At 68.4% G+C, this 20201-nt stretch carries 24 protein-coding genes and 1 riboswitch; of the genes, 9 read left to right on the forward strand and 15 right to left on the reverse strand.

Translation table 11 applies throughout. The features are described 5' to 3' along the window. Positions 1–151 precede the first annotated feature (151 nt). The gene (locus FHR38_RS06580) at positions 152–1270 is read left to right on the forward strand and encodes a glycoside hydrolase family 183 protein (RefSeq protein ID WP_184533706.1); all 1119 of its coding nucleotides are present in this window, start codon (positions 152–154) and stop codon (positions 1268–1270) included. A gap of 34 nt (positions 1271–1304) precedes the next feature. Here the strand turns inward: FHR38_RS06580 and FHR38_RS32795 are convergent, their stop codons facing one another. The 5 genes from FHR38_RS32795 to FHR38_RS06600 all read right to left on the reverse strand — a co-directional run bounded on the left by FHR38_RS32795 (position 1305) and on the right by FHR38_RS06600 (position 4662). Further along, the gene (locus FHR38_RS32795) at positions 1305–1439 is read right to left on the reverse strand and encodes a hypothetical protein (protein ID WP_281384824.1); all 135 of its coding nucleotides are present in this window, start codon (positions 1437–1439) and stop codon (positions 1305–1307) included. Positions 1440–1672: 233 nt separating this feature from the next. Next, on the reverse strand, positions 1673–2185 hold the full coding sequence (locus FHR38_RS06585; protein ID WP_184533708.1) for a hypothetical protein: 513 nt from the start codon (positions 2183–2185) through the stop codon (positions 1673–1675). A gap of 381 nt (positions 2186–2566) precedes the next feature. After that, the gene (locus FHR38_RS06590) at positions 2567–3502 is read right to left on the reverse strand and encodes an alpha/beta fold hydrolase (protein ID WP_184533710.1); all 936 of its coding nucleotides are present in this window, start codon (positions 3500–3502) and stop codon (positions 2567–2569) included. A 174-nt stretch (positions 3503–3676) separates the two neighbouring features. Next, positions 3677–3868: a DUF397 domain-containing protein gene (locus FHR38_RS06595; RefSeq protein WP_184533713.1), complete on the reverse strand. Its 192-nt coding sequence runs from the start codon at positions 3866–3868 to the stop codon at positions 3677–3679. Next, positions 3859–4662, reverse strand: coding sequence for a helix-turn-helix domain-containing protein (locus tag FHR38_RS06600; RefSeq protein ID WP_312881905.1), 804 nt, complete (start codon positions 4660–4662; stop codon positions 3859–3861). Before FHR38_RS06600 ends, FHR38_RS06595 begins: the two co-directional genes overlap by 10 nt. Positions 4663–5141: 479 nt before the next feature. Between FHR38_RS06600 and FHR38_RS06605 the strand changes: the two genes are divergently transcribed. Further along, entirely contained in the window at positions 5142–5492 is a 351-nt protein-coding gene (locus FHR38_RS06605; RefSeq protein WP_184533715.1) for a hypothetical protein, read from the forward strand. A gap of 72 nt (positions 5493–5564) precedes the next feature. Here the strand turns inward: FHR38_RS06605 and FHR38_RS06610 are convergent, their stop codons facing one another. Continuing rightward, the gene (locus FHR38_RS06610) at positions 5565–6191 is read right to left on the reverse strand and encodes a dienelactone hydrolase family protein (protein WP_184533717.1); all 627 of its coding nucleotides are present in this window, start codon (positions 6189–6191) and stop codon (positions 5565–5567) included. Positions 6192–6322: 131 nt separating this feature from the next. On the opposite strand from FHR38_RS06610, the gene FHR38_RS06615 reads away from it, so the two are divergent. After that, positions 6323–6589: a hypothetical protein gene (locus tag FHR38_RS06615; protein WP_184533719.1), complete on the forward strand. Its 267-nt coding sequence runs from the start codon at positions 6323–6325 to the stop codon at positions 6587–6589. Positions 6590–6709: 120 nt separating this feature from the next. Here FHR38_RS06615 and FHR38_RS06620 read toward each other — a convergent pair whose 3' ends face one another. Continuing rightward, positions 6710–7555 carry an SDR family NAD(P)-dependent oxidoreductase gene (locus FHR38_RS06620; RefSeq protein WP_184533721.1) on the reverse strand — a complete coding sequence of 282 codons (846 nt, stop codon included), beginning with the start codon at positions 7553–7555 and terminating at the stop codon, positions 6710–6712. A 131-nt stretch (positions 7556–7686) separates the two neighbouring features. Here FHR38_RS06620 and FHR38_RS06625 point away from each other — a divergent pair, with 131 nt between their 5' ends. Continuing rightward, positions 7687–8073 (forward strand): winged helix-turn-helix transcriptional regulator, encoded by a 387-nt coding sequence (locus FHR38_RS06625; RefSeq protein WP_184533724.1) that lies wholly within the window; start codon positions 7687–7689, stop codon positions 8071–8073. A gap of 108 nt (positions 8074–8181) precedes the next feature. Here the strand turns inward: FHR38_RS06625 and FHR38_RS06630 are convergent, their stop codons facing one another. Together FHR38_RS06630 and FHR38_RS06635 are read right to left on the reverse strand one after the other, a co-directional pair. After that, positions 8182–8607 (reverse strand): hypothetical protein, encoded by a 426-nt coding sequence (locus FHR38_RS06630; protein ID WP_184533726.1) that lies wholly within the window; start codon positions 8605–8607, stop codon positions 8182–8184. Then, positions 8604–9092 carry a winged helix DNA-binding protein gene (locus tag FHR38_RS06635; protein WP_184533728.1) on the reverse strand — a complete coding sequence of 163 codons (489 nt, stop codon included), beginning with the start codon at positions 9090–9092 and terminating at the stop codon, positions 8604–8606. The genes FHR38_RS06630 and FHR38_RS06635 overlap by 4 nt, the downstream gene beginning before the upstream one ends. Before the next feature lie 62 nt (positions 9093–9154). Between FHR38_RS06635 and FHR38_RS06640 the strand changes: the two genes are divergently transcribed. Then, positions 9155–9619, forward strand: a complete 465-nt coding sequence (locus tag FHR38_RS06640; RefSeq protein WP_184533730.1) for a MarR family winged helix-turn-helix transcriptional regulator — start codon at positions 9155–9157, stop codon at positions 9617–9619. A gap of 199 nt (positions 9620–9818) precedes the next feature. On the opposite strand, the gene FHR38_RS06645 is transcribed toward FHR38_RS06640, so the two are convergent. Beyond that, positions 9819–10355 (reverse strand): hypothetical protein, encoded by a 537-nt coding sequence (locus tag FHR38_RS06645; RefSeq protein WP_184533732.1) that lies wholly within the window; start codon positions 10353–10355, stop codon positions 9819–9821. 287 nt (positions 10356–10642) lie between these two features. Further along, positions 10643–10729, forward strand: a riboswitch (ZMP/ZTP riboswitch). A 32-nt stretch (positions 10730–10761) separates the two neighbouring features. On the opposite strand from FHR38_RS06645, the gene glyA reads away from it, so the two are divergent. Next, a complete protein-coding gene (gene glyA / locus FHR38_RS06650; protein ID WP_184533734.1) occupies positions 10762–12027 on the forward strand; it encodes a serine hydroxymethyltransferase in 1266 nt (421 codons plus the stop codon). A gap of 70 nt (positions 12028–12097) precedes the next feature. Here the strand turns inward: glyA and FHR38_RS06655 are convergent, their stop codons facing one another. From FHR38_RS06655 to FHR38_RS06665, 3 genes are read right to left on the reverse strand one after another with little or no spacing between them, the layout of a single operon-like run. Further along, positions 12098–12808, reverse strand: a complete 711-nt coding sequence (locus FHR38_RS06655; RefSeq protein WP_184533736.1) for a DUF998 domain-containing protein — start codon at positions 12806–12808, stop codon at positions 12098–12100. After that, positions 12805–13437: a Clp protease N-terminal domain-containing protein gene (locus FHR38_RS06660; protein WP_184533738.1), complete on the reverse strand. Its 633-nt coding sequence runs from the start codon at positions 13435–13437 to the stop codon at positions 12805–12807. Before FHR38_RS06660 ends, FHR38_RS06655 begins: the two co-directional genes overlap by 4 nt. After that, positions 13438–13674: a helix-turn-helix domain-containing protein gene (locus FHR38_RS06665; protein WP_184533740.1), complete on the reverse strand. Its 237-nt coding sequence runs from the start codon at positions 13672–13674 to the stop codon at positions 13438–13440. Positions 13675–13777: 103 nt separating this feature from the next. On the opposite strand from FHR38_RS06665, the gene FHR38_RS06670 reads away from it, so the two are divergent. Beyond that, complete coding sequence (locus tag FHR38_RS06670) at positions 13778–14155, forward strand: PH domain-containing protein (protein WP_184533742.1); 378 nt, start codon at positions 13778–13780, stop codon at positions 14153–14155. Here the strand turns inward: FHR38_RS06670 and FHR38_RS06675 are convergent. Both FHR38_RS06675 and FHR38_RS32805 read right to left on the reverse strand, forming a co-directional pair. Beyond that, the gene (locus FHR38_RS06675) at positions 14149–15066 is read right to left on the reverse strand and encodes a 2-hydroxyacid dehydrogenase (protein ID WP_184533745.1); all 918 of its coding nucleotides are present in this window, start codon (positions 15064–15066) and stop codon (positions 14149–14151) included. The genes FHR38_RS06670 and FHR38_RS06675 overlap by 7 nt on opposite strands. 275 nt (positions 15067–15341) lie before the next feature. Further along, complete coding sequence (locus tag FHR38_RS32805; protein ID WP_312881908.1) at positions 15342–17240, reverse strand: ArnT family glycosyltransferase; 1899 nt, start codon at positions 17238–17240, stop codon at positions 15342–15344. A 109-nt stretch (positions 17241–17349) separates the two neighbouring features. Between FHR38_RS32805 and FHR38_RS06690 the strand changes: the two genes are divergently transcribed. Continuing rightward, positions 17350–18531, forward strand: a complete 1182-nt coding sequence (locus FHR38_RS06690; protein WP_184533748.1) for a PQQ-dependent sugar dehydrogenase — start codon at positions 17350–17352, stop codon at positions 18529–18531. An 84-nt stretch (positions 18532–18615) separates the two neighbouring features. Continuing rightward, entirely contained in the window at positions 18616–20178 is a 1563-nt protein-coding gene (locus FHR38_RS06695; protein WP_184533751.1) for a metallophosphoesterase, read from the forward strand. Positions 20179–20201 lie beyond the last annotated feature (23 nt).

The raw sequence follows: 20201 nt of genomic DNA on the forward strand, positions 1-20201 counted from the left end.
CGATACGGCTTGGGTTCCGGTAACCGGGCAACCTCTGCTCCCGCCTCGATCATCGCAATCGAACCTGCGATCGCTTTGAAGGTGGCCTCGGCATCTCCGAACGACCATAATCACTACCGTCGATGACACCTGCCTACTGGAGGGGTTGCTCATGACACTCGCCCGTCGCTCGTTCCTCGGAAAGATCGCCATCGCCGGCGCGGCCGGAGCGGTCGCACCATTCCTGCTCCGCCCCGGCACCGCCCAGGCCGCGACCTGGAAGAAGCGCCTCACCGGCACGGACCTCGACACCAACAGCCGGTGGCAGGTCGCGGGCACCGACCTCGGCATCCCGTACGTGCTGGAGAACGGCTCGATCGGCTACCTCTTCGGCGACACGTTCAACACCCCGTGGCCGGAGGGCCCACCGCTGCCCAACGACTGGCGGTCACCGGTGATGCTGCGCTCCAACATCCACCCGGGTGCACCCGGCGGGGTCGTCTTCGACAGCGCGGCCCGGGTAGCCGGCAACGGCCGCGCCCCGGAGCTGATGCACAACGGCCACAACGGGATCGGCATCGACGGCCTCTGGGAGGTCACCGTCATCCCCAACGACGGCATCAGCTTCCCGGAGACCGGCCGCCAACTAATCTCGTACATGAGCATCGAGAACTGGAACTCCGCCGGACCAGCCGGGCCGCACTGGAAGTCGCGCTACGCCGGTCTGGCCTTCTCCGACAACGGCAACGACTTCATCCGTACGTCGTTGAAGTGGTGGAACACCGGCGACAACACCGACCCGTTCCAGATGTGGACGATGCAGCGCCACGGCGACTGGGTGTACGTCTTCTCGGTCCGCTCCGGTCGCCAGGACGGCCCGATGATGCTGCGCCGGGTCCGCTGGGACCGGTTGTTCTACCCCGAGTCGTACGAGGGTTGGGGTTGGAACGGCAGCAACTGGGGCTGGGGCCGACCGTGCACCCCGATCCTGACCGGCCGCTTCGGCGAACCCTCGGTACGGCGGCTCAGCGACGGCACCTGGGCGATGGCGTACCTCAACTGCGCTACCGGTTGCATCGTCACCCGTACGGCCGCCGGGCCGGACCAGGTCTGGACGGGCGAGAAGATCCAGGTCACCCCGTGGCAGGAGCCTGGACTGTACGGCGGTTTCATCCACCCCTGGTCCACAACCGGCGCGAACAACCTGCACTTGATGGTCTCCAAGTGGACCAAGACCCTCGACAACCGGAGCACCGCCTACCACATGAGCCAGTTCGTCGGCTCGCTGTAACGCTCACCTCGGCTGCACGATTCGGTGGACGCTGCTAGCAGGAGTTGACCTTCGCAAGCAACTGGGGGTGGTGGAACCAGTCAGCGTCGAGTCGGAGGCCGGTCAACGATTCGACGGTGACCATCGCGGTTTCCCAGTCCGGCGACGGGCCCCGATGGGTTCCTGACATCGCACGATCATGAAGCTCGCACATCGCATCGAGGTGGTCGGTCAGGGCTTCCAGGTCGGCACCCCACCTGTGCAGCGGGCTCAGCACGTCCAGCTCATTGACCAGCCCGTTACCGCTTTCAGGTCTACTTACCCTGTCCCCCTGCGAGATCCCTCAACGCCTCCGGCCTGACATGAAGCGCGTGTCGGTGGCTGAGATTGGTGCGCGAATTCGCCGGCCGACCAGCAAAATGATCAAGGCCGGGGTGGCGTGACGGTGGTTGGTCCGTACGACCTCACGCTACCGGCGATCGCCGCAGTGATCGCCGTCAGGACGCCGAAGATGATCGCCAGCCCTATGGCAATGCCGTCGCCCCCGTCGAAGCCGAAGACGAACTTGAGCTGAGCACTGACGGCCGTGCCCCACAGCACCGGCGCCGTCACGAAGATTGCCACTACGTAGAGCACGCAGAGCACGCACAGTGCCCACGCGCCGAAAATCATGCGGGCGAACGTGAACCCCGCTGCGACCAACAGCAACCCGGCGCCGACGACGCCACCGAGCACGTTCACCAACACCAGGCTGGACCAGCGACCGGCCGGCGCGCTGGCGTAGACGACGTTGTAGAGCGCGAACCAGACAAACATGCCAGCGGTGAGCAGCGCCAGAATGCCGGCAATCACCGCCGTCGGGGCGTTTGCCCTCGGCCTGGGCGGCATCGCCAACAGGCTCGGCCCGCCACCCCACGCCGCGGGTCCGCCCGCCATCGGCGGCTGACCATGCTGAGGAAGCCTGGGCTGCGATGGATTCGGCTGCATCCGTACTCCTCGCGCGTTTCGGCGACTCGACCTGCCGCCCGCTGTGATCGCCGATCATCGTAGCGACAGGTATCGAATGGCGGCCGGTGGTGACAGCAAGCGGCAATGCGCAGCATCAGCGCGAGCCCATCCATCGCGAACCCATCCCGTGCGAACCCACTCAGCGCGACTGAGGGACGTAGCCCCTGACCAGGTGCGCGAGAACGGCCTCGGCGAGCATCACGCCACCCCCAGCCACTTAATGCAAGAAAGGGCGCATCCGTTGCTGCCGGAACAGCTACCAGCGCAGCAACGGATGCGTACCAAGGGAGGCTGCCTCGCGGCTCAGCGCTACGCGGTATGGGTCAGGATGAGGTCGGCGATCTGCTGGGGCAGGCCCGGCGACCAGAGCGAGTGGCCCATTCCGGTGACAACCTGGAGTCGGGCACCCGGGATCTGTCCGGCGAGGGCCTCGCCGTGTGCCAGCGGGAAGAGCGGGTCGGCGGTGCCGTGGACGACCAATGTTGGCGCGGTGATCGAGGAGAGTGACGCGAGGCGATCGGCGGTCATCTGCCGACCGGCGAGGTCGTGGTTGGCGGCGGCCGGGTCGCGCGCCCGGTCGTACGAAATCTCGACGAACCACCGTACGGCCTGCTCGGCAAAGGGCAGGACGTCCCCGTTGAGCATGCGCCACGTCTGCACGCCCGCCTCGATGTGCTCTTCCCGAGTGGTCCGCGGTCGGCCCGCCGAGGTCTTGAGGAAGTCGAAGAACCGCGCACTGGGCGGCGGCAGTTCGTCGGGGTCGGCGGGCTGCCCGCTCATCGCCCGCAGCCAGGCTGGCCCGGGGTTGTTGCCCATCGGGGACGTCATCATCGTGGTCAGCGTCCTGATCCGCGCTGGGTGGTGCACGGCGAGCCACTGCCCGATGGCCCCACCCAGTGATGCGCCAACGATGTGCGCTGCGGCGACGCCGTGCCCGTCGAGCACCGCCAGGCTGTCCGCCGCCAGGTCCGCCAAGGCGTACGGGTGGGTCGCGAAGTCGACTCCGTCGGAGCGGCCGGTGTCGCGGTGGTCGAAGCGGATGACGTGTCGTCCCCCGTTGACCAGCCTCGTCACGAGTTCATCGGGCCAGCCGATGCCTTGCGTCGACGTTCCCATGATCAGTAGCACGGTCGGGTGTACGGGGTCGCCGAACTGCTGGGTCCACAGTTGCAGGCTTCCGGACGCCACGATCGTCTCGGAACCGGGTTCGGCAGTCGGGGCTGAGGCAGCTTCTTCGATAGCCATGGCGGCGAAGATAGCGAGCCGCCCATCGACGTTCATTGACCACTACCAGCACTCACAAAAATGGCCAATGATACAATTAGGGCGGCTCGCCGGCTCTCTTCGCTGATCATCCGCGATCCGGGTCAGCCACAATCCAACCGGCAACTCTTTCGGCCCCTGCCGGGGGCGGCGGAGTCAGTTGTGGGCTGGCACCGCCGCGACGAATGTGCGCCAGGCCGCCGGGCCAAAGACCAGCACCGGACCGGTTGGGTCCTTGCTGTCGCGCACCCCGACGACGCCCGTGAGGTTGTCGGCCACCTCTACACAGTTTCCGCCTGCGCTGTTGCTCCGGCTGCTCTTGCGCCACCGCGCCTTGCTCAGGTCCATGTCTCCGCCACTTCCAATATCAGCTTGAGGGACTGCTGGTGGGACAACGCCTCACCCCGGATAGATTCCCACAACTGGACCGCCGCCTTCAGGTCCTCCGGGCGGTCGAAGATCTTGGCGTGGAGCTGACCCTCCACATAGACGATGTCCTCTCCGGTCGGCGGCGTGGCGATCACGAACGGACCATCGAGGCCGGCGTAGGGGCCAACCGAGAGCGGTACGACGTGGATCCGCACCCGAGGCATCGACTCGCCCACCTTGGCCAACTGGAGCAACTGCTCACGCATCACCTCCGGGCCGCCGATCCGCCGCCGGAGCACGAACTCGTCGACGACCACGGTGAGCAGTGGCGGCCTATCGCCGGCGAGGACCTCCTGCCGGGTCAGCCGGGTCGCCACCTGCTGCTCGACCTCCGCTGCGGAGAGCAGCCCGGGACCGGTCAGAATCGCCCGCATGTACGCCTCGGTCTGCAACAGACCCGGCACGTAGAGCGGCTCGAAGCCGCGTAGCGCGCTCGCCTCCGCTTCGATGCCGGCCCACTCACGGAACCAGGCCACCAGGACTTCCCGGCTGAGCTGCCGCTGGATACGGGCGAAGAGGCCGTTCGTGTTGAGCACCGTGTCGCATCGGTGAGCGAAGTCGGCACTCGGTCGACGCTCCCCCGTTTCGATCTTCGCGATGGTGGCCGGTGAATAGTTGAGCAATTCGGCGAGTTGCGCCTGGGAAATGCCCGCCGCCGCGCGGGCGACCTTCAACTCTTCCGCAAAGTGTTCGAGCATGGGCGAGATCGCCACGGACAACCTCCGTACAAATAAGAGCTTGGCACAAAAGATCTCAGTCACTCGCCGCTGGCCAGCGCGATTCGCCTTCCCACAGTAGTGGCACGGACACCAAGCTGCATCTATCGGATGTGGCGGTTCTCGGCAGACCGCATGAGGGACACATCCGCCGGGGGCCGCCGTCGCCTCATCACCCGTCCCCACCGGCGGCGGCCCCATTCCACGCAATCCACAGGGAGGATTTCGATCATGTTCAGCGGAGACTTCGAGCAGATTCCGTATCCCACTCAGCGATCCAAGACGGAAGCCGGATCGACATCTGACTCCATCCCTACTTCGGTTCCGGAACCGAACTCCGATGACGCGCCTGCCGGTGGGACATCCGACAGTGGGACACCCGACAGTGGGACACCCGACAGTCCGGCACTCGACAGTCCGGCACCCGCCGAACCCACTTCGACGCAGCGGCAGATGCCCACGCGCCGGTCCATCTGATGGCTTCGCCGCCCCTCGGCGCCGCCCGCAACAACCCCGACGCCGAAACCCGCAATAATGCCCACGTCAGCACCGATGCCGCTGCGCTGACCGCCGAGGTACGAAAGCTGGTACAGCCCGGAGACACGATCACCATTCCCGAGCCGTACTACTACCTCGGAAACGGGACGCTACGGATGGAGGTGTCCAGTGTCGGCACGATCCTCCAGATCGGCGCGCTGGTCTTGGTGGAGTTGCGCGGCTGGGAAACGAGCCGTCTCCTCCCCGGACGCTCGCCGCGCCGGGCAGCCGTACACCTGGCGGCGCTACGGCTGCCCGGCGCGGTGACCAGACCCCTCGACCCGGAGTAGCCGGCCCTCTCGACGTGGCGTGGCCAGCCCTCCCGAGCTGGGTGGCCTGGCAGGCGGGCCGCTGCCACTGGGTCAAATACGATCGAGAAACTCCAGGCTGCGTTGCCAGAGGCGGGCGGCGGCCACCTCGTCAAGGACAGCCGTACCCGGATCTGCGGTTTTCGGATCTGCGGCTTCCGGGTCTGCAGTTTTCGGATCTGCGGCTTCCGGGTCGGTGAAGAGATGCCTCACCCCGGGATAGGTGAAGACCTCGACGGCCGCACCTGCCTCGGCCGTGGCCGTCCGCCAGGTGGTGACGTCGGCCTCGCTGAAATACTCGTCGGGCTGGGCGATGTGCAGTTGCACTGGCAGTCCGGCACGCAGCGGCATCAGTTCGCCACCAGTGCCGTGCAGCAACAACAGCCCGGTGGTCTCCCGACGCTCGGCAAGTAGGCCGCTGACCACACCCGTACCCATGGAAAGGCCGGCCAGAACGGTGCCGGCGGGTAGGTCCCGCACCGACTCCCGCGCCCGCTGCATGATCATCGGCCAGCCGATCCGCTCGCTGAGCGCGAACCCCTCGTCGACGGTGGTTGCCACCTGTCCGTCGTACAGGTCGGGGGTGACGACCTGGTGCCCGGCTGCGCGCAACCGATCGGCGGCGGCCAGTACGGCGGGGCGCAGCCCGTACACGGAGTGGAACAGTGCAATATGGGTCACCCGGACATCGTGCCCGATCGGGCCCCGATTTTTGGGGAACGATTGTTGCTGCTGGGTAAGGACCTGGGCTCCGGCCGACGTACGCATCCCGGGCAAACCTAATCGGCACCTGCGCATGCAATGATGCGCCGATGTCGCTCCCTCGCCCCTCCCGGGTCATCCGCGCAAACGACATCCTCGGCGGTCGGGTGATACTCGACGGCTATCCGTTCCGGTACATCGTCGTCGCCCCCGGGATGTCGGTGTCGACACTGGTAGGTGCCACCTTCAATCGTGCCGGCGCCGAGAACTCGATGTTCGATGAGGTACTGACAGCGGTGGAGTTCCTGGAAACGAGAGGATGGGAACTCGTCAGCATGGATCAGGGCTTCGTAGCCTGCTTACGGCGGGTCCGCTGATGACGACCTGGTGACCGGTGGCGCGAAACCGGTCGGCGGCGGTCCGTACGGCGGCACCCCTGGGAACGGTTATTGCGGCAGGGGCAGCAACAACCGTTCCCAAAGCACGCTTGTTGCGCCCTATTCCCTGCGTGTTCCCTGCTTGGACAACTCCCGCAACTCAGCCACCAGTCGGTGCGCGTCGGTCGGATCGAACGCCGGACCGGCGACATCGACCCGGCGACGGACCCGGTACCCGGACAGCACAGCCTCCGGCGGCGAACCGATCAGCTCCGTGATCGGTCGAATCGCCCGCGTGACCGGAGTGCCGAAGAGCTTCGCGAGCACCTTCACCACACCTCGCAATGGCTGCCGGAACGGGTCGGCGAGTCCAGTGTTGACGAACATCGGGTTGTACAGGACGTACCGGATCCGGCTGTCCGGATGTTCAGCGGCGAACGCGACCCCGAGCAGGTCGTTGGCGCGCGCACCCTGCATGGTGGCGGCGAAGGCGCGGTAACCCTCGCGTTGCTGAAGATCATCCCAGTGCAATACCCCGGCCTTGATCCCGCCGGTACCGCACAGGTTCACGATGACGGGGCGTGGTGCCCGTTCCAACGCCTCGCGCAGCCCCTCGACCAGCAGGAACCGGCTCAGTACGTAGAGCGCGAAGGTGCGCTCGATCCCCTCCCCGGTCTCCTGTCGCGTCATCTGGTAGCGGAAAGCACCGAGCACCAGGACATCGATGACCGGATGCTGCTCGCGCAACTGTTGCGCAAGCGCGCGTGTGCCTGTCGTCGAGCTGAGATCCGCTGCGACGAACGAGCAGCGGTCACCCGCGCCGAGACGGGCGGCCTCGGCGCGGAGCGACTGTCCCTTGGCCGGACTGGTGCCGATGGCGATAACACGATCGCCCTGGCGGAGATGGTGCAGGGCGAGGGCCCTGCCGATGCCGTCGGTCCCACCGGTGATGACCAGGGTTCGCACTGGATGCTCCTTCGCTGTTCACATGCTCCGGCGCGATTACGGCTAATCGTCACGATTACGCGTACTCGTCGCGCGGCGCGGATACGCTCGATCCTCGATCGACGATTCCGGCCGCGAAAGAAGGAACATTGATGTCCCCGGTCATCCCGGTACCGGTCACGGTGCTGGAGCGCACCTCGTGTGCGGCGACGGACGTGCTGCATCGCATCGGTGACAAGTGGAGCCTGCTGATAATGGCGGTGCTGGCCGAACGGCCGTACGGCTTCAACGAGCTGGACCGTACGGTGCATGGCCTGAGCCGTCGTATCCTCATTCGCACGTTACGGACGCTGACCCGGGATGGGCTGGTGAGCCGTACCGAACACGACGGTGTGGCAGCGCGGGTCGACTACGCGTTGACCGACCTCGGCCGGTCGCTGCTACCGCTGGTGATCGCGGTGGGCAGATGGGCCGAGTCACACGACGGTGAGATCCAAGCTGCCCGCGCCCACCACGACGCCACCTTTCGGGGCCGCTGACTACATTCGACGTGCCTGGTAGTCGCCTGCTGGGCCTGGTAGTCGCTACTGGTTCGGGCACCCGAGCCGACGCGCCTGGTAGTCCACTATCGGTTGCCTGGTAGTCCACTATCGGTTCGGGAACCCGAGCCGGTGGGCGACCCACACTCGTGCTGCGCCGATCACGGCCCCGACGGTGGCGAGTGCGATCACGCCGGGTGCGACCAGGCCCGGCGCTTTCCCGCCCTCGGTGAGGATCGCGAGGAGGGGACCTGCCTCTGCGGCGATACCCGCCACGAGGAGGGTGGCGGCGATGCGGGTCGTGACGGATGCGAACGGCTCGAACACGGCCATGAGGATGACGCCGAGGCCGTAGACATTCAGCGCCGGTACGACGGTCGCCTGCCCGGAGGAGAATTCGGCATCGCCGACGCTTGGCCACCCCCACTCGGGGATCGCCCCGGCCAGGACGAACGCGATGACTGCGTAGAGGGCGATCGCCGCGAAGCTCAGGAGGAGCCGAAGCCAGACCCGATATCGGATGCGCCCGCTCATGCCCCCGCCTCCAGGTTGCCGATCATGAACTGGAGGGTGGTCACGGTGCGTTCGTATTCGCCGTCGGCAAGGCCGGCAACGGTCAGGTCCCGAGTGGCCTGGACCTCGATCACCAGGCGCTCGTAGAACGCGTGGCCCGGTTCAGTAAGTGTGTAGACATCGTCGTCAGCCCGGATGAGCCCGTTCTCCGCGAGCGGTTCCAGGTGTTGTTTCACGGTTTCTTCGGCGCGCTGGTCGAGGAATGGGGCTACCGCCGAGGCCAACGCGTCGAGCGAGGCCCCATCCTCGGCGAGTGGGACGACGTTCCCGGCGAGCAGGTCCCTGTCCCCGGCGAGCGTGTGCAGGAGCTGCCACTGGCGACGGGTGATGCCGCGGATGCCCAGGGTGCGCTCGAATCGCTCGTCGATGAGACGGTCGAGCTTGCGCAGCAGTAGCCCGATCGGGGGCAGGGACGGGTTCGCCACTCCACCAGTAGTTGTATTCATGCAACTGTTGTAACGATACAAGCATGTAGTTGTCAACTAGCAACTGTTGTACCGTGGCAATCATGACGTCGGATGATCGTGCGCCAGACGAGGTGATCGAGCGGGCGTTGGTACGCATCAGGCGCCACCAGCAGTCCCGCCACCTGCAACACCGCGCTGCCCAAGGCGATCCTGCGGCGGCCTCGGTCGCGACCGCGACGCGGTTCCGCTACCTCGACGCCCTCGACGGCACGAGCGACGGCCTCGCCATCTCCGAGGTCGCCGAGGCGATCGGCGTCGACCGGCCCCGCTCCAGCCGGCTGACCAGCGAACTGGTCGAGGACGGCCTGGTGCAGCGCGACACCGTTCCGGGCGACTCCCGCTACGCGCGCATCCGGCTGACGCCACGGGGCAAGCAACTGGTGGACGACATCCACGAGACCCGCCGCCGCACTGTCACCGACGCACTCTCGGAATTCACCGCCGAGGAAGCGCGTACCTTCGCAGTGCTCCTCGAACGCTTCGTGGACGCCTGGCCTACGGCGTAGCTCGGGCGGCTCGCAGTCATCGGCCGGCTAACCGACCGGCATGAGGGTGGCTGACCCCTCCTGCCCTGGGCATCCTAGGACCCTAAATAGAAAGATCATCGGATTGGGGCGCACCCATCATCATCGTGCGGCACAGCCCCGGCGTTAGGAGGCGGCCCTCCTATACCGAAAGCGACAAGAAGGGGCCCTTCCTTACACCTCAGTAGCCGACCAGGGCGATGACCAGGGAGGAGACCGCAGCGGCGAGCAGTACGCTGCCGGCGCCTACGCCGACGACCGCACTCACCTTCAGCGAACGGGAGCGGGCTACCGGAATCGCGGCGAGCGCCACCAGCGTGATCAACGCGGCCACCACGTGGATCAGCGGATAGTCGATCAACTCGGCGACCGGGAACAGGTGTACTCCCACGACCAGGGCGATCCAGGCCGAGATCAGCTCACTACGGCGAAGGGCCGCGAGGATCCCCGCGCCGATTCCGGCGAGGCCGAACTCGATGCCGACCACGATGCCGAAGGTACGGCTGGTGTCGGCGTCGAACGCCGTCCCGTCCGACCAGTGTCGCCAGGCGAGTAGCCCACCGGCGACTGCCATGAGGATGGCGGTGATCGAACCGGTGGCGAGCAGTTTCCGCCAGGCGGGCGGGGGTGCCTCCTGGGCCCAGCCGTACCAACTGGACGCGAAGAAACCGAAAATGACGGCGGTCGCCGCCGCGTCCCGGACGTGCAGCGCGATCATTTAGCTCCCCCGATGCCGGTCGATGTTGCGCTAGCCGAGCCCACCGGAGTGCAGATGCCAGTTGACCTTGCGCGACCTACCGGAACGTACACCACGCGCGAAAGGCCGGAACGAGGATGGCAACCGAGCGCAGGTGCGGGGCTGCCGCCGGCTCCTCCCGGCCCGACGCAAGCCGGGCCAGAGGCCGACGCAAGCCGGGCCAGAGGCCGACGCACCCTGGGCCGTGGCCAGAGGCCGACGCACCCTGGGCCGTGGCCAGGGGACCATCGGAGACCGGATAGCATCTTCGCCGTACCCGCGACTGGCGCAGCGAGGTGGAAACGACCACCGGGGAGCGACCGTAGAGGAGTGCACCGCGCGCCTGGGTGCATCCCGCTAGGCACCGCCGCCTGCCAGGAGGACGCTCGTGCACGTACCACCGATCCCCAGCCTCGCCACCGAGGACCCGCAGCTCGCCGCCCTGATCGAGGGGGAGGCACAGCGCCAGCACGACAAGCTCCGAATGATCGCCTCGGAGAACTACGTCTCCACCGCCGTGCTGGAAGCCAGTGGCACGGTGTTGACCAACAAGTACTCCGAGGGGTACGCCGGCAAGCGCTACTACGAGGGTCAGCAGTTCGTCGACCAGATCGAGACGCTGGCCATCGAGCGCGCCAAGGCCGTCTTCGGTGTCGACCACGCCAACGTGCAGCCGTACTCCGGCTCGCCGGCCAACCTCGCCGTCTACCTGGCCTTCCTCTCCCCCGGTGACAAGGTGATGGGGATGGCGCTGCCGATGGGCGGCCACCTCACCCACGGTTGGTCGGTCTCGGCCACCGGCAAGTGGTTCACCTCGGTCCGCTACAACGTCTCAAAGGAGACCGGCCGGATCGACCTCGACGAGGTACGTGACATCGCCCACCGCGAGCAGCCAAAGGTGATCTTCTGCGGCGGCACTGCGGTGCCCCGGACCATCGATTTTCCCGGTTTCGCCGAGATCGCCCGTGAGGTCGGGGCGGTGCTGGTGGCCGACATCGCGCACATCGCCGGCCTGATCGCCGGTGGCGCGCACCCCTCGCCGGTCGGCTACGCCGACGTCATCACCACCACCACGCACAAGACCCTGCGTGGTCCGCGCGGCGCAATGATCATGACGACGGCGGAGCACGCCGCCGCGATCGACAAGGCGGTCTTCCCCGGCCTCCAGGGTGGTCCGCACAACCACACCACCGCCGGCATCGCGGTAGCGCTGAAGGAGGCCGGCACCGACGACTTCCGGGCGTACGCCCACCAGGTCGTCGCCAACGCCAAGGCGCTGGCCGCCGCGCTGACCGAGCGCGGATTCGCGCTCTCCTCCGGCGGCACCGACAACCACCTGATCCTGGCCGACCTGACTCCCAAGGAGATCGGGGGCAAGCCGGCCGCGCAGGCGCTGGACCGGGCCGGCATCGAGCTGAACTACAACACCGTGCCGTACGACACGCGTAAGCCGTTCGACCCGTCCGGCATCCGGCTCGGCACTGCCGCGCTGACCACCCGAGGGCTCACCGAGGAGCAGATGCCGCAGGTGGCTGCCTGGATGGATGAGGCGATCACGGCAGCCGGCAAGAACGACGAGGCGACCCTGGAGCGGATCGCGGGCGAGGTGCGGGACCTGCTCGCGTCGTACCCGATGCCGGGCTTCGCCCGCTAGGACGCCAACGAGTCGCCGGCTGCGGTGCGACCCGAGTGGGTCGCACCGCAGCCGGCGATGCAGGGAACCGCTAGCGTGCGCGATCCAGTTGTCGCCACTGCTGTACGCCGAGCAGGGTCAGCCAGGCAAAGCCGGTGACGACGGCGATGCGTTGGAACAGTCCGCCGTACTCCACCAGGCTCGCTACCTGGGCAAAGGCCAGGTTGGAGAGTTCGAGCGCGGCCACGAAGACGATCACCGAGGCGACCGAATAGGTCAGCCAGCCCCATCGCTTCTCAGTCGCGAACCGTCGGGCGAGTACGACGAAGGCGATCGGTAGCGCCAGGAACCCGGGGATCGACACCAGATCGTGCAGGATGCCGTGCCAGGTCGGTTGCGAAATCTGGTCGGGTGTCCCGGCCGGGAAACCGCTGATCGGGTCGGTGACGAAGATCCCCGCGCCGATCAGGGTGATCCCCCAGCAGCCGACCAGCAACGGCCCCCAGGTCGCACCCCGGCCCGGTCGAAGCGCTCGGCGTAGGCCAAGGGCGAAGGCCATCGTCAGCAGACCGGCGGCGATGAAGTTGACGTCCTGGATCCACCCGAGTTGACCGAGGGCCAACGAACTGACCGGATGCCGCAACGGTTCGTAGTCGGCCCGGGTGGCCCCCTGGACGAGGAACACGAGGACGAAGAGTGGGCCGGCAAGCACTCCGCAGGCCAGGAGCCGTCTGGTCAGGGCCGGCCCGGACCGGCGAGGTGCCGGTCCGGGTGTCGCGGTACGCGTGAGCGTCGTCGTCATCGCGTACCGACCTCAGGTTGCCTTGCCAACTCGGCGAGGGTCGCGGCTCGGAGCGCCTCGGTGGTGACGCCGGCCTCGGCGAGGACCGTGGCGGAAAGGCCGGCGTCGTCGCGAAGCAGGCCGAGCAGGATGTGTTCGGTACCGATGTGCCGGTGACGCAGGTGAAGGGCTTCCCGCAGCGCCAGTTCGAGGGTCTTCTTGGCCCGTGGGGTGAACCCGGGACCGAGTTTGGACACCTTGGACTCACCACCCTGGCTGGCGCGCTGCCAGGGCCAGAGCCGCTCGCGTCGGGGCGTTGCCGGCGGGGGCACGGCCAGCGCCTCCGGCCCGAGGGACTCCTCGATCCGCGCCAGCACCGCGTCGAGGTCGATGCCGATCGTCCGTAGGGCGGCAGCGTCCTCGTCGCCGAGGATCTGCGACTGTCCATCGGTCAACCGCACCACGTCGGACCGGACCTGTGCCCGGTCGAGGCCAGCCTGACGCAGCACGGTGGCGGCGATGTCGGTCTCCTCGGAGAGCAGCGCCAACAGGAGATGCTCGGTGCCGACCTTCGCGTGGTTCAACTGCTGGGCGGTGATCCGGGCGTTGATCACCGTTTCACGAGCCGCAGCGGTGAATCGTTCGAACATTCAATCCTCCCGTGGGCCTGGTGCCGGCATTCGACCGGCGTACTTCTTGTGAACGGCCTGTCTGGTGACCCCCAGCGCGTCGGCGATCTCCTGCCAGGACCAACCTTGTCGTCTGGCGTTGGCGACCTGCGCCGCCTCCAGGGTTTCCGCCAGGCGGCGCAGCGCCAGCGTGGCCCGTAGACCCGCTCGGGCGTCCGCGCCGCTGGCTTCCGTGGCCAGATCCGCCACATCACTCATGACGTCAACCGTAGTTGACAACGACCGACGGCGTCAACTCTAGTTGACATCTATGAGCGCGCCCGCCGGTAGCGCACTCCGGCAGGGGTGCGAAAATCGCCGGGTGAGCAGCGCCAACACCATCCGCTTCCGACACAGCCAGGCGATCTTGGTAGCCGCGATCGTCGCGTTCATCGGCACCCTGCCGCTGGCCTCCGCCCGATGGTTCCTGGTCCCGCTGCTACTCGTACCACTGGCGGTCGGGGTGTGGGCCTGGCGCGCCGGCACCGACGCCGACCCACAGGGGCTGCACCTACGCGCACTGTTCGGCCAGCGACTCATCCCCTGGTCACGGGTCGTCGAACTGACCGCCGACCCGCGCGGTCAGGCCGTCGTCCGGCTCGACGACGGCAGCCACACCCGGCTGCCCGCCGTACGCGCCGAAGACCTGCACAAGCTCGTCACCGCCAGCGGCCAGACCATCGAGGATCCCGCTCAGTAGCCGTCCACCACCTCGTTGACCAGTGGCTCGCCGGCCGCGTACCGCCGCAACTGCGCGCCGACCAGCCGATACGCCCGGGGCAGCAGGCCGGAGACCGATCCGCCGACATGCGGGGTGAGCAGCACGTTGGGCAGCCCCCAGAGCGGATGACCGGCGGGTAGCGGCTCCGGGTCGGTGACGTCCATCGCCGCCCCGATCCGGCCGGTACGCAACTCGGCGACCAGGGCCTCGGTATCGGCCACCGGACCCCGGGCGGCGTTGACCAGCAGAGCCCCATCGGGCAGGGCGGCCAGGAACCGGGCGTCGATCATCCCCCGGGTCTGCTCGGTGAGCGGCACGATGACGACCACGACGTCGGCCGCCGGCAACAGCCCTGGCAGGTCGGCCACGCCGTACACGCCCTCGGCCGGTCGGGCGGTGCGCGCCACCATCGTGAGCGTCACCTCGAACGGCTCCAGCCGACGCCGGATCGCGGCGCCGATCGAACCGGCCCCGACGATCAACACCCGCTTACCGGCCAGCTCGCCAGTCGCCTCCGGGGCCCACTCCCCTCGGGCCTGGGCCCGCACGAAGGTCGGGAAGGCCCGCAGGTACGACAGGATCGCGGTGACCACCCACTCGGCGGTCGACGAGTCGTGCACCCCTCGGGCGTCGCAGAGAGTCACCCCGTCGGGCAGCCGACCGACCCAGACGTCCGCCCCCGCCGACAGCAACTGGACCACCCGCAGGTCGGGCAGGGCGGCCGCGACCGGCACCGACTCCGTCTGGGACAGGAACGGCGGCACCCAGAACTCGACCCCGACCGGGTCCGGGGCCTGCCGGGCCGGCTCGGCGACCACCTCGACGGCAACCCCGGACGGAATCTCACCAAGCAACTCGCGGCCCCGCTCGTGGGCGATCCAGACCTTCACGCTCGCCGACGATAGCCGGAACGAACCATCACCGCTTTCGGCGCACGGTGGCCGTACTTCCAGTCACCAAAGTTGCCAGCGGAACGGCATCGGCCACGACCGCACCGGCCGCGACCCCGGCGTCACGGCGTCACGGCGTCACGGCCGATGCTGACGCCCGGCAAGATCGTGGCACCGGCACCGATCCACACGTTCTGCGCCACGTCGATGGGTCCACCGCTGAGCCACCCCCATCGCTCCACAGGATCCACCGGTGCGAGCGGTCGTACTCCGGTTCAACCGAGCGGCAGGTCGACCGGCCCGGCCGGCTGGTAGATGTCGTAGCCAGCGACTCGGGTCACGGTGACCGGGACGGCACTGTCGCGCAGATACCCAGCGACCGCCCCGCTCAACGGCGTACCGGCCGGCAGCACATAGGCGGGGCGCTCGGCACGCCGGACCTGCTCCCGGTACGGCAGGTAGCGGTCCCAACCAACCCGTAGGTCGTCGCGGATCACCGCGCAGACCAGCCGTTCCTCGGTCATGAAGGTGAGGTTGTTGCAGGTCCAGTACTCGCTGTAGAAGCGGTTGACACCGAGCCGGTCGAGGGTCGCCACCAACTCCCGCCGTTCCTCGGCCACCCGAGCCAACTCCGGCGCCTTGGCGATCATCGAGCCGGTGGCCACCACCATGGTCACCGCCAACGCCACCAGCGGGACCAGAGCGGCCCACCGGGTCAGTGCGGGACGCCGCGACGCATCCCGGCCGCCCCCGACCGGATTCGGGCCACGACCGGAAGCCGCCACCGCCCACAGCGGCCAGAGCACTGCCGGGGTGGAGATCAACAGCGTGTGCAGATAGCGGGAACTCTCCACCGGCGTGGCGCCGGCGGCACCGCTGACGGCGTACGCGAGCAGGGTCAGCGCAGCCCCGACGACCAGGGCGAGCCGCCCGGCCTGCCGGACCCGCTCGTCGGTCGCGGCCGATGCCGATCCGACTGTGCCGGCCACCGACAGCGGCGACCCAGCCGCATCAGACACCGACAGCGGCAATCCGGCTACGCCGGACACCGCCGGCCGCGACCCAACCGCATCAGACACCGACAGCGGCAATCCGGCTACGCCGGACACCGCCGGCCGCGACCCAACCGCATCAGACACCGACAGCGGCAATCCGGCTACGCCGGACACCGCCGGCCGCGACCCAACCGCATCAGACACCGACAGCGGCAATCCGGCTGCGCCGGACACCGCCGTCGAAGCCCGGCGCAGTCCCCGGACCGCGAGCACCCCGGCCGCGACCAGCAGGATCGGATAGGCGACGCCCCACCACATCTGCCAGGGCGCACACTGGCTCGGGGCGCACAGTCCGCCGCTCATCGGCAGGCCGAAGAGAAGCCCACCGTAGAGGCGGTCCGGCCAGGACGCGTCCGCGCCGCCGCTGAGGTTGGCGTAGATGGCCAGGGAGCGGTGCTCCGGGGCGGCGATCAGGTTGTGCAGCACGATCGGGATCAGCCCGACCAGCAGACCGCCGACGAGCGCCAGGCCGTCCCGGCCCCGCAGCGCCCGTACCCCGGTGACCAGCAGCAGCATCAGGCCGGCCGCGCCGACGTACGGCAGGATCAGCCAGTCGTCCCAGAGGGTGAGGCCGGCGACGAGCCCCCATCCGGCGAAGGCAAGCCACCGGCGGCGTACCACCCCGAACCCGAGGTTGACCGCCAGCAGCACCAGCAGCACCCCGATCGGGTTCATCTCCGGGTAGCCGCCCCCGGCGATGAGCTGGTTCTTCAGGATGCGGTCGGAGCCGAGGGCGAGCAGACCCACCGTGACCGCCGCCAGCCACGGGCTGTAGAGCCGCCGGGTCAGCTGCCAGATCAACACCAGGAAGACGGCGTAGAGCAGCAGGTTGGGCAGGCGTAGTGCGAAAGTGGACGATCCGAAGAGGGCGAAGAGCGGCACCGCCAGGTACGACTCCAGAGCCCCCATGTAGTACTGGCCGTAGAAGAAAAGTGGAAACTCCCGCCCCTGCACGATGTGCATGGTGACCAGCCCGCTGGTCGCCTCGTCGCTGTTGGCCGGGGGTAGTTCGGCGAGGAGCACGGCCAGTCGGTAACCGACGCCGAGCACGCCGAACACCACCGCGAGCCAGGCAACAGAAGGCCACCGGGTAAGACCAGCCGTCGCAGTCTTGGACACGGACGGCTCTCCCGCCCTCAGGATCGTCATCGCCAGCAGTTTCGCACGCATCCCCGATCGTCGTTGAATCCGGCGCGGCAGCGCGGCGAGACATGGCTACCCTTGGGCAGTGAGCCTTCGTCCTCCGTACCCCCGGCCCACCCGTACCCGGGCGGCGGTCGCGCTCTGCGCGGCGGTCGTCCTCGCGACCGGCGGTTGTGCCTTCGGCGAGCCTGAGCCCGACCCCGCCGGCGAACCTCCGAGATTTCCCACCCCGTCCGTGTCGCCCAGCCAGGGCGGTGGCGTCGACCAGCAGGTGGCGGCGACGGTGCTGGCCAAGGGGCTGCGGGTGCCCTGGGGCATCGGCTTCCTGCCCGACGGCGGGGCGCTGGTCACCGAGCGGGACACCGCCAAGATCCTGAAGGTCGGCCCGGAGTCCGGGCCGGACGGGCTCAAGGTGACCACGGTGCAGACCCTGGACGTGGTCGACGCGGCCGGTGAGGGGGGCCTGCTCGGGCTCGCCGTCTCGCCGGACTACGCGAAGGACCAGACGATCTTCGTCTACTACTCGACCCGGCAGGACAACCGCATCGCCAAGCTGACGCTGGGCGCAGCCCCGACCCCGATCGTCACCGGCATCCCGCGCTCCGGCATCCACAACGGGGGACGGCTCGCGTTCGGCCCGGACGGGTTCCTCTACGCCACCACCGGGGACGCTTCCGACCGGGGCCTGTCGCAGGACGTCAAGAGCCTCGCCGGCAAGATCCTGCGGATCACGAAGGACGGCAAGCCGGCCCCGGGCAACCCCTTCCCCAACTCGCCGGTCTGGTCGCTGGGGCATCGCAACCCGCAGGGCATCGCCTGGGACACCAGCAAGCGGATGTACGCCGCGGAGTTCGGGCAGAACACCTGGGACGAGATCAACCAGATCGAGCCGGGCAAGAACTACGGTTGGCCCGAGGTGGAGGGGCCCGGCAGGAACCCGGATTCCCGCTTCGTCGACCCGATCGTCAACTGGCAGACCGGGGACGCCTCCTGCTCCGGCCTGGCCGCCGTCGAACGTCTCCTCGTCACCGCGTGTCTACGGGGCGAACGGGTGTGGCTGGTGGAACTCACCGCCTCGGGCGGTGTCCTCGGTCAGCCCCGGGCGCTGCTCACCGAAAAGTACGGGCGGCTACGCACCGCCGTCGTCGCCCCGGACGGCTCGCTCTGGGTCTCCACCTCCAACCACGACGGGCGGGGCCAGCCCAGCCCGGAGGACGACCGGATCATCCGGCTGGTCTTCTCCGGCGGCGGAGCCGGCAAGAGCTGACCCCGTCCGGCCGGGTTTGCCGTTTACTCGACTCGTCTGGCCGGGTTTGCCGAGATCATCCGTGGGGCAGGTGATGATGTGAACATGGACGGACGCCACGACGACGAGCAGACCGCCAAGGGCCGACCGGACTCGGCGGTACGTCGTGCCCTACGGACATCCCGCACCGCCCTCCGGTCGACCGCCAGCCGCCGGATCGGAGTCGGTCTGGCCGTCCTGGCGGTCAGTCTGGTCGGCATCGTGGTCGGCATGCTCCTCGGGGGTCGGGTGCAGACCGACGTCGGCCCGTTCCAGGCCGAAATGGCGATCACCCCGTCGGCGACCGGCGAAACCCGGGTCAACATCCCGCCGCTGGGGGCGCTCCAACTCGACAGCCACGACGGGCCGACCCGGCTGACGGTCCAGCTCGGCTCACTCGACCAGCGGCGCACCGAGGCGCTGATCGACGACCCGGCCAGCCTCAACCGGGCCAGCCAGTCGGCGGTCAAGGACGTCACCAGCGGGGTCATCCGGGTCGGCATGCGCACGATTGCCGCCACCGTACTCTGCACGCTGATCCTGGCCGCCCTGGTCTTCCGCAACATGCGCCGGGTCGCCTGGTCCGGCGTACTGGCCCTGGCACTCACCGGCGGCAGCCTCGGCATCGCCGGATTGACCCTGCGCCCGGAGTCCATCGAGGAACCCCGCTACGAGGGGCTGCTGGTCAACGCCCCGGCCATCGTCGGTGACGCCCGGCGGATCGCCAACGACTACAGCAAGTACGCCGAGCAGCTGCAACGGCTCGTCGGCAACGTCAGCCAGCTCTACACCACGGTCTCGGCACTGCCGGTCTACGAACCCGCACCGGGCACCACCCGGGTGCTGCACGTCTCCGACATGCACCTGAACCCGACCGGATGGCAACTCATCCGTACCGTGGTCGAGCAGTTCAACATCGACGTCGTGGTCGACACCGGCGACATCACCGACTGGGGCAGCGAACCGGAGGCGTCGTTCGTCGGCTCCATCGGGGTGTTGAAGAAGCCGTACGTCTTCATCCGGGGCAACCACGACTCGCCGGCCACGGCGGCGGCGGTGGCCCGCCAGCCCAACGCGATCGTGTTGAACAACTCGACCACCACCGTGGCCGGGCTGACCATCGCCGGAATCGGCGACCCTCGGTTCACCCCCGACAAGGCGACCTCACCGGCCGGCTCGGGCCTGTCGAAGGAGACCGCCGACGCGCTCATCGGGACCGGCGACAAACTCGCCGCCACGGTCAAGGCATCACCGACCCCGGTCAACATCGCCCTGGTGCACGACCCGGCCTCGGCCGGACCGCTGTCGGGCACCTGTCCGCTGGTGCTGGCCGGGCACACCCACAAGCGCGAGACACGCACCCTGCCGGAGGTCCCCGGGCAGCCGCCGACCCAGTTGATGATCCAGGGCTCCACCGGGGGCGCGGGCCTGCGCGGTCTGGAAGGCGAGAAGCCCACCCCGCTGACCATGACCGTGCTCTACTTCGACCAGCAGAAGCTGCTCCAGGCGTACGACGACATCCAGGTCGGCGGGACCGGCGAGTCCCAGGTCAGCCTGGAACGGCACGTGATCAGGGAGCCGGCCGGGGTAAACCCGTCGGCCCCGGTGACCCCGACCCCCACTCGTTGAGGTCGACGCTCCCGGGGCCGCTT

The organism is Micromonospora polyrhachis (assembly GCF_014203835.1).
Classification (GTDB): Bacteria; Actinomycetota; Actinomycetes; order Mycobacteriales; family Micromonosporaceae; genus Micromonospora_H; species Micromonospora_H polyrhachis.